The following is an 18,734-nucleotide window of genomic DNA, read 5'->3' as shown; positions in this document are numbered from 1 at the left end:
AACATTGCTGACATTCGAACAAGCGAGATTGCTATACACTCGTTTCAAAACAGAAGAAAAAGCATTTAAAAGGTTGCAAAAACTTTATGACTATTACGTCGGTGAACATGAAATCATGAAGAAAGCAGAGCGCAAAAGCAATAAAACATATCGTATTGTGCATAACTTCGCTAAATACATCACTACTATTTCCACAGGTTACTTCCTCGGTTCCCCTGTATCGTACGTCTATTCCAAACCCCAATTCGAAAAGGCGTTAAATATCCTCGAAGACAATGACGAAGAAACAGTGAATTACGACAATGCTGTCAATTGTAGTATTTACGGCGTTGCATATGAACTCCAATATTTCGATGAAAAAGGAGAATACAACTTCGTCGATCTAGACCCTCGAAATGTGATCACAATTGACGATGGAAGGGTAAAACCTACCATTACCGATGCAATTGTATTTTCTGAAACGCTTCTAAAAGAGAATGAATACAAGGTGCGTATGGATATCTACGACGATAAGGAACGCGCTACATATGAGTTTATTCACAAAGTAGCGGAAAAGACTGACGTCGACATTCCTTACGAGTTAGTAGAGCGAGTTCCACATGGTTTTGACAAAGTGCCGATCATTAAGTACCGAAACAATAAATTCGAGTTAGGAGATTGGGAAGACTGTGTCGCGTTGATGGATGCATATAACCATGCTGTATCTGGTAATGTGGAGGATTTAGCAGACTTCACAGACGCGTTCTTGAAACTTCGCAATATGGTTGATACGCAACGTGATGATATTCAACGAGCAAAAGATGACAAAGTGTTTCTTCTTGATGAAGATGGAGACGCTGACTGGCTTATCAAGAATGTAAATGACACGTTCGCTCAAAACATCAAGAAAGGCTTGAGATATGATATTCACAAGTTCTCATTCGTACCAGACATGTCGGACGAGTCGTTCGGTAGTAATCTATCCGGAGTAGCGATTAAGTACAAGCTGTTAGCTTTAGAGCAAGTGCGTGGGCAAAAGGCTCGTATGTTTCGAAAGGCGCTCACAGACCGCTTAGACTTCATCAATAGATATGTAGGAATGACGAATAGTGATTTCTTCGATCATCGAGATGTGAAGATTCAATTTGCTCCGAATTTACCTCCAAACTTACTGGAAGAAGCTGACCTGGTACAAAAATTACAGGGAATCTTGCCAGAAGAGGTGCTTTTATCACTTCTATCGTTCATCCAAGACGTGAAGCAAGTTAAGGAAATGAAGAAGAAAGAGGATGAAGAGAAGTTTGAAACGTATGGTTTCGGACAAACAGATCAAGAGGACCAACAAACAAACGAAGTAGCTGATACAAATGCCGACAATTGAGCAGTATTGGATAAAAAGAGCCGAACAACTCGAATCCAATTGGAACAAAGAGGCTAAGAAATTAGAAAAGCGGTTGAAGGCATCATATTTGCGTGCTTACCGCGAAGTGAACAAAGAGACACGGCTTTATCTCACTAAAAAGGGCTTTGATTACAACAAATTAAGCGAGGTTCTGAATAAAGCTGAACGTGAAATGCGCAAAAAGGGATTGACTGACTATCTTGATTATCTAAAAGAGGTAGATTCAGCTATAAAAGATTCTATCGAACAAGAAATTAAGCAACATATCGACCTAGTAAAAGTAACTCGTTTAGATGCCATATCGTCAGAAATGCTTATGAAACTATCAGACCAAGCGATAAAGGATGAAAAAGCTATTCGTAAGCAAATGACTACTGTTTATAATGAAACGCTGTTACAGAGCAAATACGAGTTTCTAAAGCTAGGTATTGAAACGCCTGTTTATGTATTGAATGAAAAAATGATCAAAGAGATTCTCTCTTATCCGTGGAGCGGAGAGAACTTCTCTAATCGTATCTGGAACAACAAGAAGAAGCTGTTACAGGTGCTACGAGAAGAATTGACGCAAGATGTTATCCAAGGGCTTCATGCTGATGAAGTATCCGAGCGATTAGCCAAAAAGATGAATGTGGAAATGAGTCATGCTATTACGCTTGTGCATACAGAGTCGTCTTACTTCTATAACCGAGCTACATTAGATAGTTTTGGTGAGGCTGAAATCGAACAGTACAAGCTACATGTAACATTTGACCATCGTACGTCGCCTAAGTGTCGTTCATTAGACACAAGTAAGGTTTATAACCGTGCTGATGCAAGTGTGGGGTACAACTATCCGCCGTTACATCCACGATGCCGTACATTGCCTATACCGTATTTTGAAGGTGTAAGTGGCCCGAAATATCGTTGGGTGAGAGATAACGCTGGTAAGAGTGTAAAAGTGAACGAACCAGAAATGACTTATAACGAGTATAAGAAACAATTCTTGAAATAGATACTCGTCGTACTTGTGGACGTTAAACACATGGAATCGAAAGCCGACAGGCTATAAATGGAGGTACAGATGAAAGAACTAAAACAAACTAAGTTTCCTCTACGATTAGACTTACAGTTTTTTGCTAGCGAAGACGGAGCTGATACAACAGAGGAACAAGGGCAAGAGCAAGAACAAAATGATCAGACGCAAGAAACAGAAGAGACACAACAAGAAGAAAAAACATTTACGCAAGCCGATGTCGATGCAATTGTTGCTAAAAGAGCAAAACAGGCAGCTAGAAAAGCACGTGAAGAAGCTGAAAAAGAGTTTCAGCGTAAGAATATGAGCGAAGAAGAACGACGTCAACAAGAGTATGAAGAACTCAAAAGAGAAAACGAATCATACAAAGCGAAAGCACGTCGTGCTGAATTAAAAGACCATGCAACAGACATTTTGCGTGAGGCTGGTGTTCCTACCCGCTTTGCTAGTCGTTTAATTGGTGAAGATGAGGAAGCTACAGCGCAAGCGGCAAAAGAATTTATTGAGGTTTGGAACAGTGAGTTGTCAACAGCTGTAAAAGGAAAGTTAGCTGGACAAACACCGAAAACTCCAAAAGTAGAAGAAAAAACACAAGTCGACCCGATCGAAGCATCATTCGATAAGGGTTGGAATGATTAGGAGATGATGTTATATGCCAATTTATTTAACAGAGAAATTCGCTGACAAGATTGACGAACGATTTAGTACAGGTGCCCTAGCGACACCAGGTGTAAACAACGATTATGAGTGGGTTGGAGCGAAAACAATTAAAATCACGAGTGTAAATACAGTTCCGCTTACTGATTACAAACGTGATGGCGCAAGTCGTTTTGGCGAAGCAAAAGAGTTAGAGAACGAATTACAAGAAATGACGTTAACGCAAGACAAGGCGTTCACCTTCACTATCGACAAAATGAATGAAGAAGAAACGAAAATGAAAGCGGGCGAAGCGTTAGCGCGTCAATTACGCGAAGTTGTTATCCCTCACATTGACACTTATCGTTTCGCAAAAATGGCTGAATTAGCTGGCGCAATTGTTGAAGGTAACTTAGATGCTAAAACAGTTTACAACGCTGTTATTACAGCAACAGAGACATTAGATGAAGCAGAAGTTCCAGAAAATCGCGTAATTTTCGCTACACCAGCGGTTATCAAACACTTAAAAGAGTCTGAAGGATATGTAAAGGCTTCAGAACTAGCGCAATCCAAAATTGTATTTAAAGGACAGGTTGCTGAATTAGATGGTATGCCTGTTGTGAAAGTTCCTTCCAAACGCTTAGGCGCAAACTTCATCGTTTGTCATAAATCCGCGACAGTTGCCCCTATTAAACTCGCAGAATACCGCATTCACTTAGACCCTCCTGGTATTTCTGGTTCCCTTGCAGAAGGTCGTTTCTATTTCGATGCATTCGTTCTTAACAACAAGAAAAATGCTATCTATGTCCATAAAAAGAAAGCTGTAACAGAAACAAAATCAGCTTCTAAAGCATCATAAGAGGGCTTGTCCCTCTTCCTCTATAGGAGGTAACACATGATTACTACAAAAGAAAACGTAAAGAAAATCCTTCGTATCAAAAACGATGAGCAAGACGATCTAATTGAATTGTTTATCCCCATGGTAGACTCCTTTATTCGCAGATATACAGGGAATGACTTTGAAAATGGTTATCCAGCAGATTACGAAATTATCGCTATTAGACTGGTAGGATACCACTTATTCTCTACTGACGAGGATAAGCAAGACGGCGTAAAAAGTGAGCGATTAGGTTCACATAACGTGACATATGCCACAGATGAAGAACAATATCCAAAGCACTTGTTAAAAGGGCTTAGAAAGCGACTGAGAACACTATGCGATCCAGAGGAATAACAAGACTCATTAAAAAATTCGGTATTGATGTCACAGTTTATCGAAAAGAAAAAAGTTCTGGACCATATAACCGTGGTAAGTATAAAAAAGAATCTTCACTCAAAGGTATTGTTGATGAGACTTTGCAAGGCGGAGATGTCGGTATGTCTTACCAAAAAGTTACTGATGACATTAACGCTGTCTTGTATTGCTTTCCTACTGATATTCGTAAAGGCGACGTGATTGTAGCGAAAAATAAGTATTACAACGTTAAAAAGGCAGCTAATCCGATGAGTGCCGATGATCATCTTGAGGTAGCACTGGAAGAAACGGAGATTAAACCTGATGAGTTGGCGGTATGAATCTAAAATCGAACAGGCTATCAAAAAGATGCAGGCGGCTGAAAGAATAGCCGTTAAACGTGGTTCCGAGTATGTCAAAGGGAATGCCGTTACTTATTCAAGAAAACGAAGTGGGGATACAGCTAGGGGATTTGAAACCAAAGTCGCTATGGAAGGGAACATTCCTAAAGGTGTTATCTATAACAACAAGGATAATGCAATTTACGAAGAATTTGGTACAGGTATTTATGCTGAAAAAGGCGGCAGAAAAACGCCTTGGGTTTACAAGGATAAGCGTACAGGAAAGTTTTATCGAACTCGAGGGAAAAAAGGCACGAAAGCATTTCGTAACGCTGGCGAGAATCATAAGTCCGAAACAGCGCGCATTATGATATCCGCTATGAAAGGCGGGATGAAATGACAGATTTAATTAAATATGTGGACAAGTTCCTTAAGGATATTTTTGAACCTTACGAAGCTGATGTCTATTATCAAGAAGCTGACAAGGAAGTTATAAAACTACCTTATGTTGTTTACGATAGTCAATCCGATGCTATATCAAGAGTAAGAGAAGATTTTGTATTTACTGTTCATATTTGGGGACATGAAGCAGATATTCTCATTCGAGATGAAGCATCTCAGAAGATAAAAGATTATATCAAAGACGGAACCTTGAAAACTCAATGCGTACCGATGACAATTGCGGTAGATTTCATAGGACGTTCTGATGTTCCAGTGGAAGATCAGCAGATTCGAGTGAAAGAGGTTCGTTTTAGAGTTAGATATTATGACATGTAAGAAAGGTGGAGTTGCATATGGCAGCACCAAGACCAAATCCTTATGCCCTTGTATTGGGTGAGGGAGCAATTATTATGAACTTTGGTATTAAAGGGAAAGAAGTACCATTAGGAGCGTTAAAAGGCGGCGGTTCATTCACTTATGAACCAGAGTTTAAAGCTGTAGAGTATAACGGTTCAAAAGGTGACACAAAAGGCTTTAAACGTATTATTTCATCTAAGACACAGATGAAAACAGGTGGATTACTTGAATTTTTTGATCCAAAAAAAGTGGTTAATTTCTTTCCTGGTGCAGAAGTATCAGAAGTGAAAAAGACTGTGGATGGTAAAGAAAAAACATACTCAGTTATTACTTCACGCGAAAAAGTAACAATGGATTCTTATTTAGAAAACATCGCCTTTGTTGGTGAAACAGCAGATGGGCGAGATGTAATCATCATTGTCCTTAACGCTTTAAATGACAGTTCAATCGAAGCGGCGTTTGAAGGTGGAGATGAAATGGCGCCAGAAGCAACATTTACTGGCCATCGTGATCCTTGTGATTTGGATAAAGCGCCGTTCGAAATTTGGATTGAAGGCGGCGGAAAAGAGTTCGTTTGTGATTTACCACCGGAAGCGGCAGCGAAAGTTAACGCATTAGAAAAGAAATAGATAGGGGTTTCCCTTTCTATTTTCTTACAAAAGGAGACAGATAACATGGCTATTCAAGTAGATACAGAAATTAGAACTATGCGTAAATTAGGCTTTTCAGATACATTTGCTTTTTCTCGTATTCTTAAGAAGATGGAAATTAAAGATGAAGTCACTTCATTTTTCCGTAAAGGAATGGAAGTATCACAAAAAGCACAAGCATTAATCGACAAACATGGCGCGGATAATATTCCGGAAGATCAAGAAAAAGAAGTCGTAACAGAGCAAATTAGTCTCGGTACTGAATTTTTCTATACAGTTCTAGTGAATTTAGGTGAAGCTGAAACAGAGTTTTACAAGTGGTTAGGCGATTTATACGGAGTAAATCCAGGTGAAGTAAAACAATATGCGGATTTACAGAATGTTATTGAGGATATTAAAGAAAACGAAGGGTTACCGGGTTTTTTGAATGGGCTCAAAGCTGTGATGAAATTAATGAGATAGACTTCATCGACACTTTAGCCTCAAGGTATAACGATATGTCCTATATCTCATCTTTATCAATCCACGAGGTTTTCTCTCTTTATTACAAGGCCAAGGAAAAACAAATGGAAGAAAGACGTTTTCAAACTTGGTTACACCACATTCCTATTATGGCTCTCAATGGAAAGATGATTCCATATGAAGAAGCTTTCTCCATAAGCTCTCAAAAACAACAACGTCGTATGACAGAAGAAGACAAGGATAGAATCCTCAAGCGTGCGGCGGATATATCAAATAGATTTAAAGAAATGCGTGGTGATTAACGCATATGGAAGTATTTAAAATGTTTGGCTCAGTCTTTCTTCGAGATGAGAAAGCGCGGAAAGGTTTAAAAGATTTAGATTCTCATGCAGCTAAGACCTCAAAAGGCATGGGAGACAAGTTCGGCAGTTTAGGTGGTGTGTTCGGCAAGTTAGGTGTCTCCATCAGTGGTACTGTTGCATCTATGGTAGCTATGACTGGTGCGGTAGTAGGTGTTGGAGCGGCGATTGCGGGTGCAGTTAGCGTTGGAATGGACTACACTAAGCAAATGTCTAAAGTAGAAGCACTTTCGGGGTCTACAGGTTTACAAATGGCAGAACTCGGCGCTAATGCTCGGAAACTGGGAGCTGAAACGAGATGGTCAGCAACGAATGTTGCCGAAGCATATGAATATATGGCGTTGGCTGGTTGGGATTCTAACCAAATGATTGCAGCAAGTAAACCGTTGTTGGACCTTGCAACAGCGGGAGCTTTAGATTTAGCGAAAGCATCTGACATTGTTACTGATACAATGACACCTTTCGGTATGGCTGCTGAAGAAGCTGGACGTGCGGCCGATGTATTCGCTGTGGCACAGTCAAGCGCCAACCTTAATGTTGAGCAATTAGGAGAAACAATGAAATATGCGGCGCCTCAAGCTGCAACATTTGGTATGGATTTAGAGCAAACTTCAGCAATTGCAATGATTTTCGCTAACTCTGGTATAAAAGCTAGTATGGCAGGTACGGCATTACGAGCAGGTCTTTCGCGTCTAGCCGCACCACCAAAGGCAGCGGCAAAGGCGTTAGACGAAATGGGTGTATCTGTTAAAAACGCAGATGGAACACTACGTCCGATGAGAGATATCATCGCTGATATGGCGCCTAAATTCAATAATATGGCGAACGCACAACAAATCGCAGCAGCAAAGGCTATTTTTGGTGAAGAAGCTTATGCCGGATGGGTACAAGTATTAAAAGGTGGGGTCGATCAATTCGACGACTTCACTGAAAAGTTATATACATCAGAAGGTGCAGCGTCTGTTATGGCTGATGTTATGGCGAACAACTTATCTGGTGCAGTAGATGGAGTAAAATCACGAGCGGAAAACCTTGGCTTAGTTATTTTTTCACATTTAGAACCTGCGTTGGTTGGTGCTACAAATGGTACAAATAGTTTGATTAAGTCATTTACAGATTTTCTTGATCCTTCTGGTAGAGCGGTTGAAGCTGCTAAATTAATGCAATCAGAGGAACAGAAGTTGGCTCAAACAAAAGCTATTTTACAAAATAAAGTTGCTCAAGGGAAAATGAGTCAAGAAGAAATGAACGCCGAGTATGCTAAAGCACAAGAGCAAATGCAAAAGAATCTTACTGTAGAAGGTATGATGGCTCAAAAGAAAGAGGAGCTTAAATCAAAAGTTGAAGAAGGTAAGATAAGCCAAGAACAGGCTAATAAAATTCTTGAACAATCAGAAGTTGAATACCAAAAACTTGCTAATGGCATTGAACAAACAAAAAGTCGTCAAGAAGCATTTAACGCAGCATTAGCGCCCTTACGGGAAGGTGTTCAATGGATTTCTGAAGTTACAGAGGCAATTGGCTTAATGTGGCAAGCGGCGCAAGGAGATCAAACAGCAAATGTAGAAGGCTCAAACCTTCTTACTAAATTAGGGTTTTCACCAGAAGCTGTTATATGGGTACGCGAAACGGTAGCGGAAGTTCAAAACGGAATTGCTCTCATACAATCTTTAGTATCTGGAGACTGGGGAGCAGCGACTAATATTATGGATAAATTAGGGATGTCTCCAGAGAAGAAAACGGAAATTATATCTTTTGCCCAAGATGTTCACGCTGAAATAAGTAACTTCATAACAAATGTACAATCATTAATCTCAGCAGCATCACCTGTGATTATGGGTATTATTGGTGCCACATGGGACTTTATAAAAGGGATTTTTGAGACGATAGCCCCTTATTTAATGCCTCTTCTAACTGATGTCCTCAATTTTGTGAATGGAATCATAGAACAGATAGCTTCATTTTGGAAAGAAAATGGAGAACAGATTGTACAAGCTGTTCAAAACGCATTTTCTATTATCCAATCTATTATTTCTGTTGTAATGCCAGTGATAACCGCGATTGTAAAATCCGCTTGGGATGCCATTAAGGATATTATCCAAGGCGGCGTCAATATCATTATGGGGATTATCAAATTTTTCGCCTCATTACTGACAGGTGATTTTCGCGGAATGTGGGATGCAGCTAAACAAATCTTTAGCGGAGCGATCCAGTTTATCTGGGGGCTGATCAATCTATCATTTGTGACCAAAATCCTTGGTGCAGCTAAGAGTTTAGCAGTTTCGTTCGGTAGTGCGATAAGAGGTATGTGGACAACAGTTGTTAATTACTTCAAAGAATTTATTAAGCATCCCGTTTCTTTAGTAGTACGTATGGCTACTGATATCGGATCAGCTGCATTAAAAATAACAAAAAAATTAGTTGACCCAATTAAAAATGCATGGGATGGCATCAAAGGTTGGTTAAAAACAATCAAAGATGGTGTTGTGAATATGTTCAAGGGTATTCACATTCCTGTTCCTAAAGTAAGTGTTAATGGGTCGTTAAATCCGATGAACTGGGTTAGTGAAGGGTTACCGTCGTTCAGTATTAAATGGGCAGCGCAAGGCGCGCTTGTTAAACCTGGTATGCCAACCGTAATCGGTGTCGGCGACGCGAAAGGATACGACGAGGCAGTTCTACCTTTGAGAGATAGTACACTTGGACGTATTGGACAAGAAATTGCTCAAACGATGCCACAAACGACTTATAAACAATCTTATGATAGACCAATCGAACTGGTTGTTAATCTTGACAAGCGAGAAATTGCTAGAGAAATCTATACCGATGTACAAAAATTTAGTCAACAACAAGAAGATATACGTAATGCGTTTTAGGCAGGTGATAGAATGACATGTGATTTAAGTTTCTTTAGTTTTAATGGAAAAAGACATGATAAAGTAATTCCATTGCAGGGAGTTAAGCGCCCTGCATGGGCTCCTTTGGAGCGAACATTCCTCGAAGTCCCTCATTATCCCGGAGGTCGTTTAATACGAACTCAGACCAAAATGCGAAAGGTGCTAGTACCCGTCGACCTACTCTATGATTCTTTAGAAGAAGCTGAGAAGTTAAAGGAAGAAATAGCTGATTGGCTCATTACCGACCAACCCCAAGAACTAATCTTCGACGATGAAAAAGACCGCACTTACCTCGCGGTCATTGATGAATCGTTTGACCTCGACCAACTAATGAACCTCGGCGAAGGAACCCTCACTTTTGTCTGTTCAATGCCCTACAAACTGGGTAAGGTACAGACTCATCAATTCGAAAGAAACTGGACCACAGAAATCACATCGTACTTTACGAACAAAGGTAGTGTAGAAGCACCCGCATTAATTAAAGTTGATATAGAAAATCCAAGCACTTTTTTAGACGTTTGGTATGGTTCGTATCCCAATGATCGTAATTATTTTCGAATTGGTTATCCCCTCACTGTAGAAGAAAAAACAGTACAGGAGCGCGAACGCGTTATGTGGGATGAAATGTCTACCACAGTAGGTTGGACTCCTGTGAGTCAGTTTGATGATATGAAGGGGACAGGCTCTTTCAAAGTACGGGATGGTTACGCGCTTTATTGTGAAGATTACGGACAAGAACGAGGATTCCACGGTGCCATCGCCAAGAAGAATATTCCTGTTGGACCGTTGCAAGACTTTGAGATGGAAGCATGGGTGCGTCTGAAATCGACGAATATTGGACAAATGGGGCGTGTGGAAGTGCTTCTTTTAGATGAAGCAAGCAACATTGTTACACGGATTAACATGAACGACCTTTATTGGGATGCTGAACTGACAAAAGCACATGCGAAGGTTGGAAATGTAGGGACACCAGGTAGTTTACGTAAGTTAGTCGATACAAGCGGCGCTCACCCGAACACATTTAACCAATTTTATGGTCGTCTCAGAATAGCTAGACGAGGAAACGAATGGTCTGTATATGTTGCTAGATTCCGAGATGGAACGGAGATTGACGACGCTTCTCTTGTGGAGCGTTGGATTGATGAGAGTGGAAATCCAATGACAGACAGGAAGATTGCTCAAGTCATGATTGCAATCATGGCATGGGATATAAATGATCCAGTTTCTGTCATGCAGATTGACGATTTAAAGATTTGGAAAGTGAATAAAGTACCTAAAAATACAAAGCCTTACATTTTTGATAAAGGCGATAAAGTGGTTATCGATACTGAGCGAAGCCTTGTAACGATTAATGGTAAAGATGCGATAAATATCAAAGACATTTTCAGTGATTTTCCAGTTGTGATACGTGGTGATAACAGGGTTGATATTATGCCGGGAGATGTAGGCGCAGCAACGATTAGCTTTAGGGAGCGATACAGATAATGAAGATGAACGGAATTTTACATGTCGTAGACTTTAAAACCGAACAAATTGTAGCAGCTATTCAACCAAAAGATTATTGGGACGATATTCGTCACTGGGAACTCAAAAATAATATAGATACGTTACAATTCACTACATTTGATGGAACAGACCAAGCGATAACTTTACAACAACAAAATTTAGTATTGAAGCAAGTTCGAGACGGTCGCATTGTTCCATACGTGATTTCGAATGAAGTTGAAAAGGATTCAAAAGACAGGTCTGTTACTGTGCATGCAGCCGGTGCATGGGTCTTGTTAGCGAAGGCTGGAATTATTAAACCGCAAAAGATTGAATCGAAAACACTTGATGAATTTGTAGACATGGCATTAGCGGGAACGAAATGGAAGCGGGGACGTACTGAATACGCAGGCTTCCACACGATGACCATTGACGAGTTTATTGACCCTCTTACATTTTTAAAGAAAATCGCTTCTTTATTCGGGTTGGAAATCCAATACCGAGTTGAAGTAGTTGGCTCTCAAGTAGTTGCCTGGTATGTCGACATGGTCAAAAAGCGTGGTCGTGAAACTGGTAAAGAGGTAATGATCGGCAAAGATTTAGTTAGTGTGAGACGTATTGAACATTCACGTGATATTTGTACAGCTTTAGTTGGTTTTGTAAGAGGTGAGGGAGACAAATTGATTACAGTTGAATCAATTAATAATGGACTCCCTTACATCACAGACTCGGACGCTTTTCAGCGTTGGAGCGAGAATGGACAACATAAATTTGGGTTCTATACTCCAGAGACAGAAGAACAGAACATGGATCCAAAACGTCTTATGACTCTCATGGAAACAGAGTTTAAAAAACGTGTGAATACGTCTGTATCATACGAAGTAGAAGCGGCGGACATTTCGAAAGTATTTGGATTGTCACATGAAGAAATTAGCGAAGGCGACATGATTCGAATTAAAGATACAGGGTTTACACCAAAACTGTATCTTGAAGCAAGAGCGATTGTTGGTGACGAATCTTTCACAGACCCTACACAAAATAAATATACATTTGGTGACTACCGTGAGATTGTAGACCAAAACGAAGAATTAAGGAAGTTATACAATAAAATTCTTGGTTCTTTAGGAAGTAAAGCGAATAAAGAACTGTTAGAACAGCTTGAAAAAGTTGTAGAAGAAAGTAAAAAGACCATTGAGCTTGCACGTAAAGAATCAGAAGCGGCAAAAACATTAGCGGAAAAAGTACAACAAAACTTAAAAAACTATCAAACAACGATTATTGAAAGCGTAAATCCACCGAAAACAGGGTTAGAAGATGGTAAAACACTATGGCTGGATATCAGTAACGGTAAGCCCGGTATTCTCAAATTGTGGAAGAATGGCAACTGGGAACCAGTTGTTCCAGACATCAAATCAGTGAAGCAAGAAACACTTGAGCAAGTGAATAAAGATATTGAATCTACAAAAAAAGAGCTAGATAAAAAAGTACAAGCTGTTCAGAATGAAGCGACAGGACAGTATAACGAAGTAAAAGAAAGTCTTGAGGGTGTTAGTAGAACGATATCTAATGTAAAAAACGAACAAGGTAACATTAGTAAGAAAGTAACGCAAATCGAGCAAACCGCTGATGGATTCAAAACTTCTATTGAAGAGTTAAACAAGAAGGATAATGAAATTAGCAATAAACTAAATACAGTTGAGTCCACTGTGGAAGGAACGAAGCAGACTATTGCTAATATCCAGTCCACAACAGACGGACTTACAAAGACGACAAATGAGATTAAGCAAACTGCTACTTCTAATACACAATTAATTAGTCAAGTCACAAATCGCTTAGATAACTTAAAGGTAGGTGGACGCAACTTACTTTTAAATTCTACGTTTGAAAATGGAATGGCTAACTGGACAGTAGTAGCAAACGTATCAGTTGATACAACTGTAAAATATAAAGGTTTCAATACATTAAAATCTGACCAACGAGGCGAAACAACTTTTCGTTATCGCGGGGCAGAGCAAAAGAATGTACCTTTTACAATCGGAGAACCTTACACAGCTTCCTTCTATGTAATGACGGATGATATCAATACATTTGATAATATTCTTCGAATTGAGATTATTTGCGAAAGAGACGACAACACCAGCACAGCAATATTTCGTACCGATATTGATATTAAAAATTTAGGAAATAATAACTGGGGCAGATACAGTGCTACAGGTATTATTCCTAAAGAAACAACTAAAGTACGTGTTGCTTGTCGTGTGTTTAAAAATGGGCGTGTATGGATTGCCTTGCCGCAATTCGAAGAAGGCAACATTATGACGGACTGGCGTCGCGCTGATAAAGACCAAGTTTCTACTGTAGATTTCACCAAAAAAACAACAGAAATAGAAACAAGCGTAAATGGCATCAAAGAAACCATAACAAAAGTAGAAAACACGCAAACTTCGTTTGATAAACGTGTAACAAATGTTGAAAAGACCTCGGATGTTATCAATCAAAGTGTATCTAAACTTCAAGAAACGCAAACACAGCAAGGAAAAGCGATATCCGAAGCACAGGCGATAATCAAACAACATTCTGATGAACTTGCGTTGTCGGTAAAAATGAAAGATGTCGAGGATTATGTGGGTGGCATTGGGGCAACAAATGAACTTCTTAATACTCGTTTCAAACAGGGGACAAAGTATTTTTATAGTGCGGTGCCGATTTCTGTCGATGCAAACGAAACGCATAAAGGCGATTCGTCTTTAAAGTTATCTGTTAGCGGTAATACGGATAATGCATTTCGTAACATAACATCTATGAGAGTTCCTGTTACTCCTGGTGAAAATGTAGTTGTATCGGCGTATTTTAAAGTCAAAGATTGGACAGAACATGAAAAGAAAATGATACGTATGGTCGCCATCTTTTGGAAAAAAGATGGGACTCAATTTACAGCTGGGGTCAATGATTTTACTTTTCCAGCTGATACATGGGTGAGACAAGAATTTACTAAAGTAGCTCCCGCTGAAGCTGTTGAAGTTGCCCTTAGAGCTTATGTGATTCGTAACGGTACTTTTTGGATGGCTCACCCGATGCTGCAAAAAGCGGTGAGAGCAAGTTCTTATATTGAAAATCCAGCAGATATGGTCGACAAAGATAAAATCATGGAAGAGTTGGCTGACAAAGTAGCAACTGAACAATATACCAAAAAAGTAACAGAATTAGAAAGAAAGATTTCAGCGAATGAAAAAGGCGTTGAAATTATATCTGAAAAACACGAAACCTTTTTGAATGATACTTTCGACGCTTATGTCAAAGAAGTGGGGTCTAAGTTACAAGTATTAGACGAGGGCATTCTAGCTCAAGTGAAAAAAGGTAATATTATCGCAGCTATCAATCTGTCAGCAGAGAAGCTCAAAATTAAAGTTGATCTAATTGATCTGGTAGGTAAAGTAAAAGCAGAGTGGATTACAGCCGGGTTGTTGCAAGGTACGACGGTCAAAACAAGTAATACCAATGAGCATATTCATATGAAAAACCAAGTATTACAGTTCGTGAATCAAGGACGAGCGAAAATTGTAATTGGTTTTGAAAACGAGAAACAGAGTAAGACGTCCAATCCGTATATCGTGATTGGTGAAGGTGATGGTACAGGAAGAAATTTAGGAAGTATCTACAAAGATGCAAAAGGTGTTTACTATCGTTTTATCGATAAAAATGGTGCAGAAAGTAACATGCGTATGACCGATCGTGGCGATTTAGGGCTGACCGCGCAATCGAGCATGTGGCTCAAATCAGCCGGGGTGCTGAATCTTGACGGTGATCACGTTACAATTCATCACAATGATTACGAAATTGCTGAATTTAGAACGCCGACATATGGCAATGATTGCGACATTATATTAGGAAATCATATAATTCGTTCATCTAAAGTGAGCGGCTATGATAAGTTATTGCAAATCAAGAATCGGGCTGGTAATGAATTTCGTGGTATAGAAGTTTCAGAGGTGACCGCACATGGTGGTGTTCGTTCCGAGACGAATTTATGGGCTGAGCAAAATTCTTATGCAATGCAACATATCAATAGATCAACTGAAAAAATAAAAACATCTATTCACGATTTACCGTTTTCGCCTTTAGAAAAAGTTCGAGAGCTTAAAGTGAAGCAATATTTTCTAAAACGAGATATGTATGAGTTGTACCAAATGCGGATGAACAAACCTGAAGATAAAGCTGAGCCGTATACAATTCGAGATATTGAGACTCAATTTGGATTCATTGCAGAAGAAACAGACGACATTTTTACTACACCAGAGAAGGACGGAATTAAACTATATTCTACACTCTCTATTCTTACCGCAGCAGTTCAAGAACTGGAGATGAAATACGATGAAAAGATTCAAACAATAGAAGAACAGCATAAAGCGGAAATGGAAGAAATGAATCGTAGAATAGAAGTGTTAGAACAATTATTAGTCGATAAATTAGTGAAATCAGATCAGCAATAAGCTGTTTTTTTATTTTGTATAAAGGAGTGAAAAGATGGAGCGTATCGATGTATTACTAAAAACATTTATTGCTACTTTTGGTGGCTTTTGCGGTTATTTCTTAGGAGGATGGGATACAACATTGAAAGTTTTAGTGATTATGGCAGCTATTGATTACCTCACAGGAGTAATCGCAGCAGGGTATAACGGGCAATTAAAAAGCAAAGTTGGTTTCAAAGGCATCGCTAAAAAAGTGGTTCTTTTTCTTTTGGTTGGAGTGGCAGCTCAATTAGATTCTACATTTGGTAGCAATAGTGCTATCCGTGAAGCAACAATCTTTTTCTTTATTGGAAACGAGCTATTATCACTTTTAGAAAATGCTGGACGAATGGGGATTCCCCTTCCACAAGCATTAACAAATGCAGTTGAAATTTTAAGTAATAAGAGCAATAAGACAAGCTCTGAATATGATAATAAAAAAGGAGATGTTGAGTAATGGGACACATTGTAGATATTTCAAAATGGAATGGTGACATTAACTGGCCTATAGCAAAGCAATACATTGATTTCATCATCGCTCGTGTACAAGATGGTTCAAATTATGTAGATCCATTGTATAAAGGATATGTACAAGCCATGAAGCAACATGGTATTCCTTTTGGTAACTATGCATTCTGTCGTTTCGTTTCTGAAAATGATGCAAGAATAGAAGCGCGTGACTTCTGGAACCGTGGAGATAAGAGCGCGACAGTATGGGTTGCGGATGTTGAAGTGAAAACAATGAATGATATGAGAGCGGGCACACAAGCATTTATTGATGAACTACGCCGATTAGGTGCTCAGAAAGTTGGTTTATACGTTGGTCATCATATGTATGCTCCGTTTGGTATGGCAAATGTAAAATCTGACTTTGTTTGGATTCCTCGTTATGGCGGTAACAAACCTGCATATGAGTGCGATATTTGGCAATACACAGAGACAGGGCACGTGCCTGGTATTGGTAAATGCGATTTAAATAAATTAATCGGAAATAAATCGCTGGCTTGGTTTACAAATCAAACTGTTGAAAAACAAGAAGGAGTGGGGATTAAAGTGGATAAATTTAATAAAGTCGTATCGTATGAATTTGGTACAGCATTAGTGCCGGAAATGTTAGGGATGATGGATGCTCTTGGTTATGAATCTCGTATCATCTCTTATGGAGATAAACAAGGGTTAGTTAGATTTGAAACAGCATACCGCCAAGGGAATGAACTAGATCGAGCAACAGCGTGGTTAGATGCTAAAGGTATTGATTACGTCTATACACAAGAATAGTTTGATTAACAAAAATAAGAGCCGTCCTGTTGGGCGGCTTCTTTTTTATGGCTTTTTATTGTCCTAAGCCATTATTACCTCTTTTTTTTGAGATGTTTCGAATTGAAAACGATGTTTAATAGTTGAATTGATTTGTTTTGTTCTATCCAAAAATGACTTTTACTATAGTTAATTAGTTCTAATGGTCTTGTTGTTGGACGAATTTTCGCTGCGGGAGTGAGAGGTGTACCAAGATACTCTTTAAAAAACATGGAATCATCTAAGTATTTAATGGGACAGTTCCTATGGGATCCTATTTGACTTTGATTCGGTAGTCTAAATCTAGTTACAATATCATTTTTGTCTAGCCATTGTAATGTGTTACTAAGGATAGTTATAGCTACAGGCTCAATGTAATCTAAATTTGTAAAATCAAGAGTAATTTCTTGTTCTACTGGTTGTCCATCTGAGATTACTCGACCTAAAAAATTATACATGGTGTTTCGGGTAAAACGGAATGGTAATTCAATATTCAATTTTAAAAGCCCCCGTACTTGATTAATATTTGCTAAAAATACAAAAAACCTGTAACTTTTTGTATTTTTTCTAAAGTAGTTCCAGTTTGTAATATTATAATACCAAAAGAAATAGGAGATTTTTGTCGAATATTGTCAGATGCACACAAAGTAATTAATTTATATTAAAAATAATCAGATTTAATTTGATTCAAACCGAAAATTAAATAATGGTATGAGATATCCTATACTTAAAAAGATATTTTGGGAAACAAAAGAATTAATAATAAAAAAAGCCCTCCGAAGAGAGCGTTAATAGTAAGTATCTTTATTATTCAACTTTTAATTTGATTTCTTTACCAGTCATTCCACCACGTGCTTTTAAAACCAAACCTTTTGCATCTTTAGGTACATCAAAAACTATTTTTCCTGTTTGTGTTAAACCAGGATTAAGTTGTTTCAAGAAGAAGTCAGATTTCCCGCCGTTAGCAACATCAAATGATGTTTGAGCTTGAGTTGAGTATTTGAACTCACGATCTTGATCATCTACTAATTTAAAACTATTAGCATCGATAGTGATAGCATCTTTTTGATTATTAGTGATAGATAGTTCTACAACTTTAAATATACCTTGTGCTTTTTCATTTACATATTGATTACCTACAGACTCTAGTGTTTCAACGGAACCAACTGAAATTTTAACGTTAGAAGATTCTCCTTCTTTGGACAGTTCTTTAGGTTTGTCATTTTTACTATTATTTTTCTTAACTTCTTGTTTAGATTCGTTAGAAGTAGCTTTTGATTCTTCTTTGTCCCCACTACCTCCAGCAGCGGCTGCTATTATAATCACAACGATTACCCAGAACCACCACTTCTTATAAAATGCTTTTTTCTTTTTTTCCATACTGTTATACCTCCATAATATTATTACGTCATCCAGTATAACAAATAAGCGAATATATTATAAGAAGAATTTGTGAATATATAGAAGGAGCCTACCAATACAGCAGACTCTATTCATTATCTATCAAGATCTGGTATATACGTATGCTTCTTTTGAATGAAGATTTCATGAACCAATTTAACGCACCACTCCACAATCTCTTCATCATCGTAAAGGTTGTAGCCAACCTTCGCATTTTGAAATTCTTTTATTTCTTTTATCATTTCTTCTTTGGTTTTCATTGTGTATCCCTCGC

The 18,734-nt window shown here is 38.6% G+C and carries 19 protein-coding genes; 16 read left to right on the top strand and 3 right to left on the bottom strand.

Annotated elements, in window-relative coordinates; all coding sequences use genetic code 11:
• Positions 1 to 4: 4 nt before the first annotated feature.
• From BCER98_RS14870 to BCER98_RS14795, 16 genes are all read left to right on the top strand, one after another.
• Positions 5 to 1,360 carry a phage portal protein gene (locus BCER98_RS14870; protein ID WP_012095405.1) on the top strand — a complete coding sequence of 452 codons (1,356 nt, stop codon included), beginning with the start codon at positions 5 to 7 and terminating at the stop codon, positions 1,358 to 1,360.
• Positions 1,347 to 2,372, top strand: coding sequence for a minor capsid protein (locus BCER98_RS14865; RefSeq protein ID WP_012095404.1), 1,026 nt, complete (start codon positions 1,347 to 1,349; stop codon positions 2,370 to 2,372). The genes BCER98_RS14870 and BCER98_RS14865 overlap by 14 nt, the downstream gene beginning before the upstream one ends.
• 69 nt (positions 2,373 to 2,441) lie before the next feature.
• Positions 2,442 to 3,032, top strand: a complete 591-nt coding sequence (locus BCER98_RS14860; protein ID WP_012095403.1) for a DUF4355 domain-containing protein — start codon at positions 2,442 to 2,444, stop codon at positions 3,030 to 3,032.
• Positions 3,033 to 3,045: 13 nt separating this feature from the next.
• Positions 3,046 to 3,888 (top strand): hypothetical protein, encoded by an 843-nt coding sequence (locus BCER98_RS14855; protein ID WP_012095402.1) that lies wholly within the window; start codon positions 3,046 to 3,048, stop codon positions 3,886 to 3,888.
• Between the two features lie 36 nt (positions 3,889 to 3,924).
• Positions 3,925 to 4,263, top strand: a complete 339-nt coding sequence (locus tag BCER98_RS14850; RefSeq protein ID WP_012095401.1) for a head-tail connector protein — start codon at positions 3,925 to 3,927, stop codon at positions 4,261 to 4,263.
• Positions 4,245 to 4,604 carry a hypothetical protein gene (locus BCER98_RS14845; protein ID WP_012095400.1) on the top strand — a complete coding sequence of 120 codons (360 nt, stop codon included), beginning with the start codon at positions 4,245 to 4,247 and terminating at the stop codon, positions 4,602 to 4,604. The genes BCER98_RS14850 and BCER98_RS14845 overlap by 19 nt, the downstream gene beginning before the upstream one ends.
• Positions 4,588 to 5,004 (top strand): hypothetical protein, encoded by a 417-nt coding sequence (locus BCER98_RS14840; protein ID WP_012095399.1) that lies wholly within the window; start codon positions 4,588 to 4,590, stop codon positions 5,002 to 5,004. The genes BCER98_RS14845 and BCER98_RS14840 overlap by 17 nt, the downstream gene beginning before the upstream one ends.
• Positions 5,001 to 5,381 carry a hypothetical protein gene (locus BCER98_RS14835; RefSeq protein WP_012095398.1) on the top strand — a complete coding sequence of 127 codons (381 nt, stop codon included), beginning with the start codon at positions 5,001 to 5,003 and terminating at the stop codon, positions 5,379 to 5,381. The genes BCER98_RS14840 and BCER98_RS14835 overlap by 4 nt, the downstream gene beginning before the upstream one ends.
• Positions 5,382 to 5,398: 17 nt before the next feature.
• Positions 5,399 to 6,031: a hypothetical protein gene (locus BCER98_RS14830; protein WP_012095397.1), complete on the top strand. Its 633-nt coding sequence runs from the start codon at positions 5,399 to 5,401 to the stop codon at positions 6,029 to 6,031.
• Positions 6,032 to 6,076: 45 nt separating this feature from the next.
• Positions 6,077 to 6,514, top strand: coding sequence for a hypothetical protein (locus tag BCER98_RS14825; protein WP_012095396.1), 438 nt, complete (start codon positions 6,077 to 6,079; stop codon positions 6,512 to 6,514).
• 104 nt (positions 6,515 to 6,618) lie between these two features.
• On the top strand, positions 6,619 to 6,816 hold the full coding sequence (locus BCER98_RS14820; RefSeq protein WP_235436463.1) for a hypothetical protein: 198 nt from the start codon (positions 6,619 to 6,621) through the stop codon (positions 6,814 to 6,816).
• Positions 6,817 to 6,821: 5 nt separating this feature from the next.
• A complete protein-coding gene (locus BCER98_RS14815; RefSeq protein ID WP_012095394.1) occupies positions 6,822 to 9,749 on the top strand; it encodes a phage tail tape measure protein in 2,928 nt (975 codons plus the stop codon).
• Between the two features lie 12 nt (positions 9,750 to 9,761).
• Positions 9,762 to 11,255 carry a distal tail protein Dit gene (locus BCER98_RS14810; RefSeq protein ID WP_012095393.1) on the top strand — a complete coding sequence of 498 codons (1,494 nt, stop codon included), beginning with the start codon at positions 9,762 to 9,764 and terminating at the stop codon, positions 11,253 to 11,255.
• Positions 11,255 to 15,745 carry a phage tail spike protein gene (locus tag BCER98_RS23205; RefSeq protein WP_012095392.1) on the top strand — a complete coding sequence of 1,497 codons (4,491 nt, stop codon included), beginning with the start codon at positions 11,255 to 11,257 and terminating at the stop codon, positions 15,743 to 15,745. The genes BCER98_RS14810 and BCER98_RS23205 overlap by 1 nt, the downstream gene beginning before the upstream one ends.
• A 34-nt stretch (positions 15,746 to 15,779) precedes the next feature.
• Positions 15,780 to 16,220: a phage holin family protein gene (locus BCER98_RS14800; RefSeq protein WP_012095391.1), complete on the top strand. Its 441-nt coding sequence runs from the start codon at positions 15,780 to 15,782 to the stop codon at positions 16,218 to 16,220.
• The gene (locus BCER98_RS14795) at positions 16,220 to 17,041 is read left to right on the top strand and encodes a GH25 family lysozyme (RefSeq protein ID WP_012095390.1); all 822 of its coding nucleotides are present in this window, start codon (positions 16,220 to 16,222) and stop codon (positions 17,039 to 17,041) included. Before BCER98_RS14800 ends, BCER98_RS14795 begins: the two co-directional genes overlap by 1 nt.
• Positions 17,042 to 17,115: 74 nt before the next feature.
• On the opposite strand, the gene BCER98_RS14790 is transcribed toward BCER98_RS14795, so the two are convergent.
• The 3 genes from BCER98_RS14790 to BCER98_RS22620 all read right to left on the bottom strand — a co-directional run bounded on the left by BCER98_RS14790 (position 17,116) and on the right by BCER98_RS22620 (position 18,720).
• Complete coding sequence (locus tag BCER98_RS14790) at positions 17,116 to 17,556, bottom strand: hypothetical protein (protein WP_012095389.1); 441 nt, start codon at positions 17,554 to 17,556, stop codon at positions 17,116 to 17,118.
• 310 nt (positions 17,557 to 17,866) lie between these two features.
• Entirely contained in the window at positions 17,867 to 18,439 is a 573-nt protein-coding gene (locus BCER98_RS14785; RefSeq protein ID WP_012095388.1) for a DUF4352 domain-containing protein, read from the bottom strand.
• A 116-nt stretch (positions 18,440 to 18,555) separates the two neighbouring features.
• Positions 18,556 to 18,720 (bottom strand): hypothetical protein, encoded by a 165-nt coding sequence (locus BCER98_RS22620; RefSeq protein ID WP_164468640.1) that lies wholly within the window; start codon positions 18,718 to 18,720, stop codon positions 18,556 to 18,558.
• Between the last annotated feature and the right edge of the window lie 14 nt (positions 18,721 to 18,734).

It is taken from the genome of Bacillus cytotoxicus NVH 391-98, assembly GCF_000017425.1.
Classification (GTDB): domain Bacteria; phylum Bacillota; class Bacilli; order Bacillales; family Bacillaceae_G; genus Bacillus_A; species Bacillus_A cytotoxicus.
This window is presented reverse-complemented; position numbering and strand designations above follow the sequence as displayed.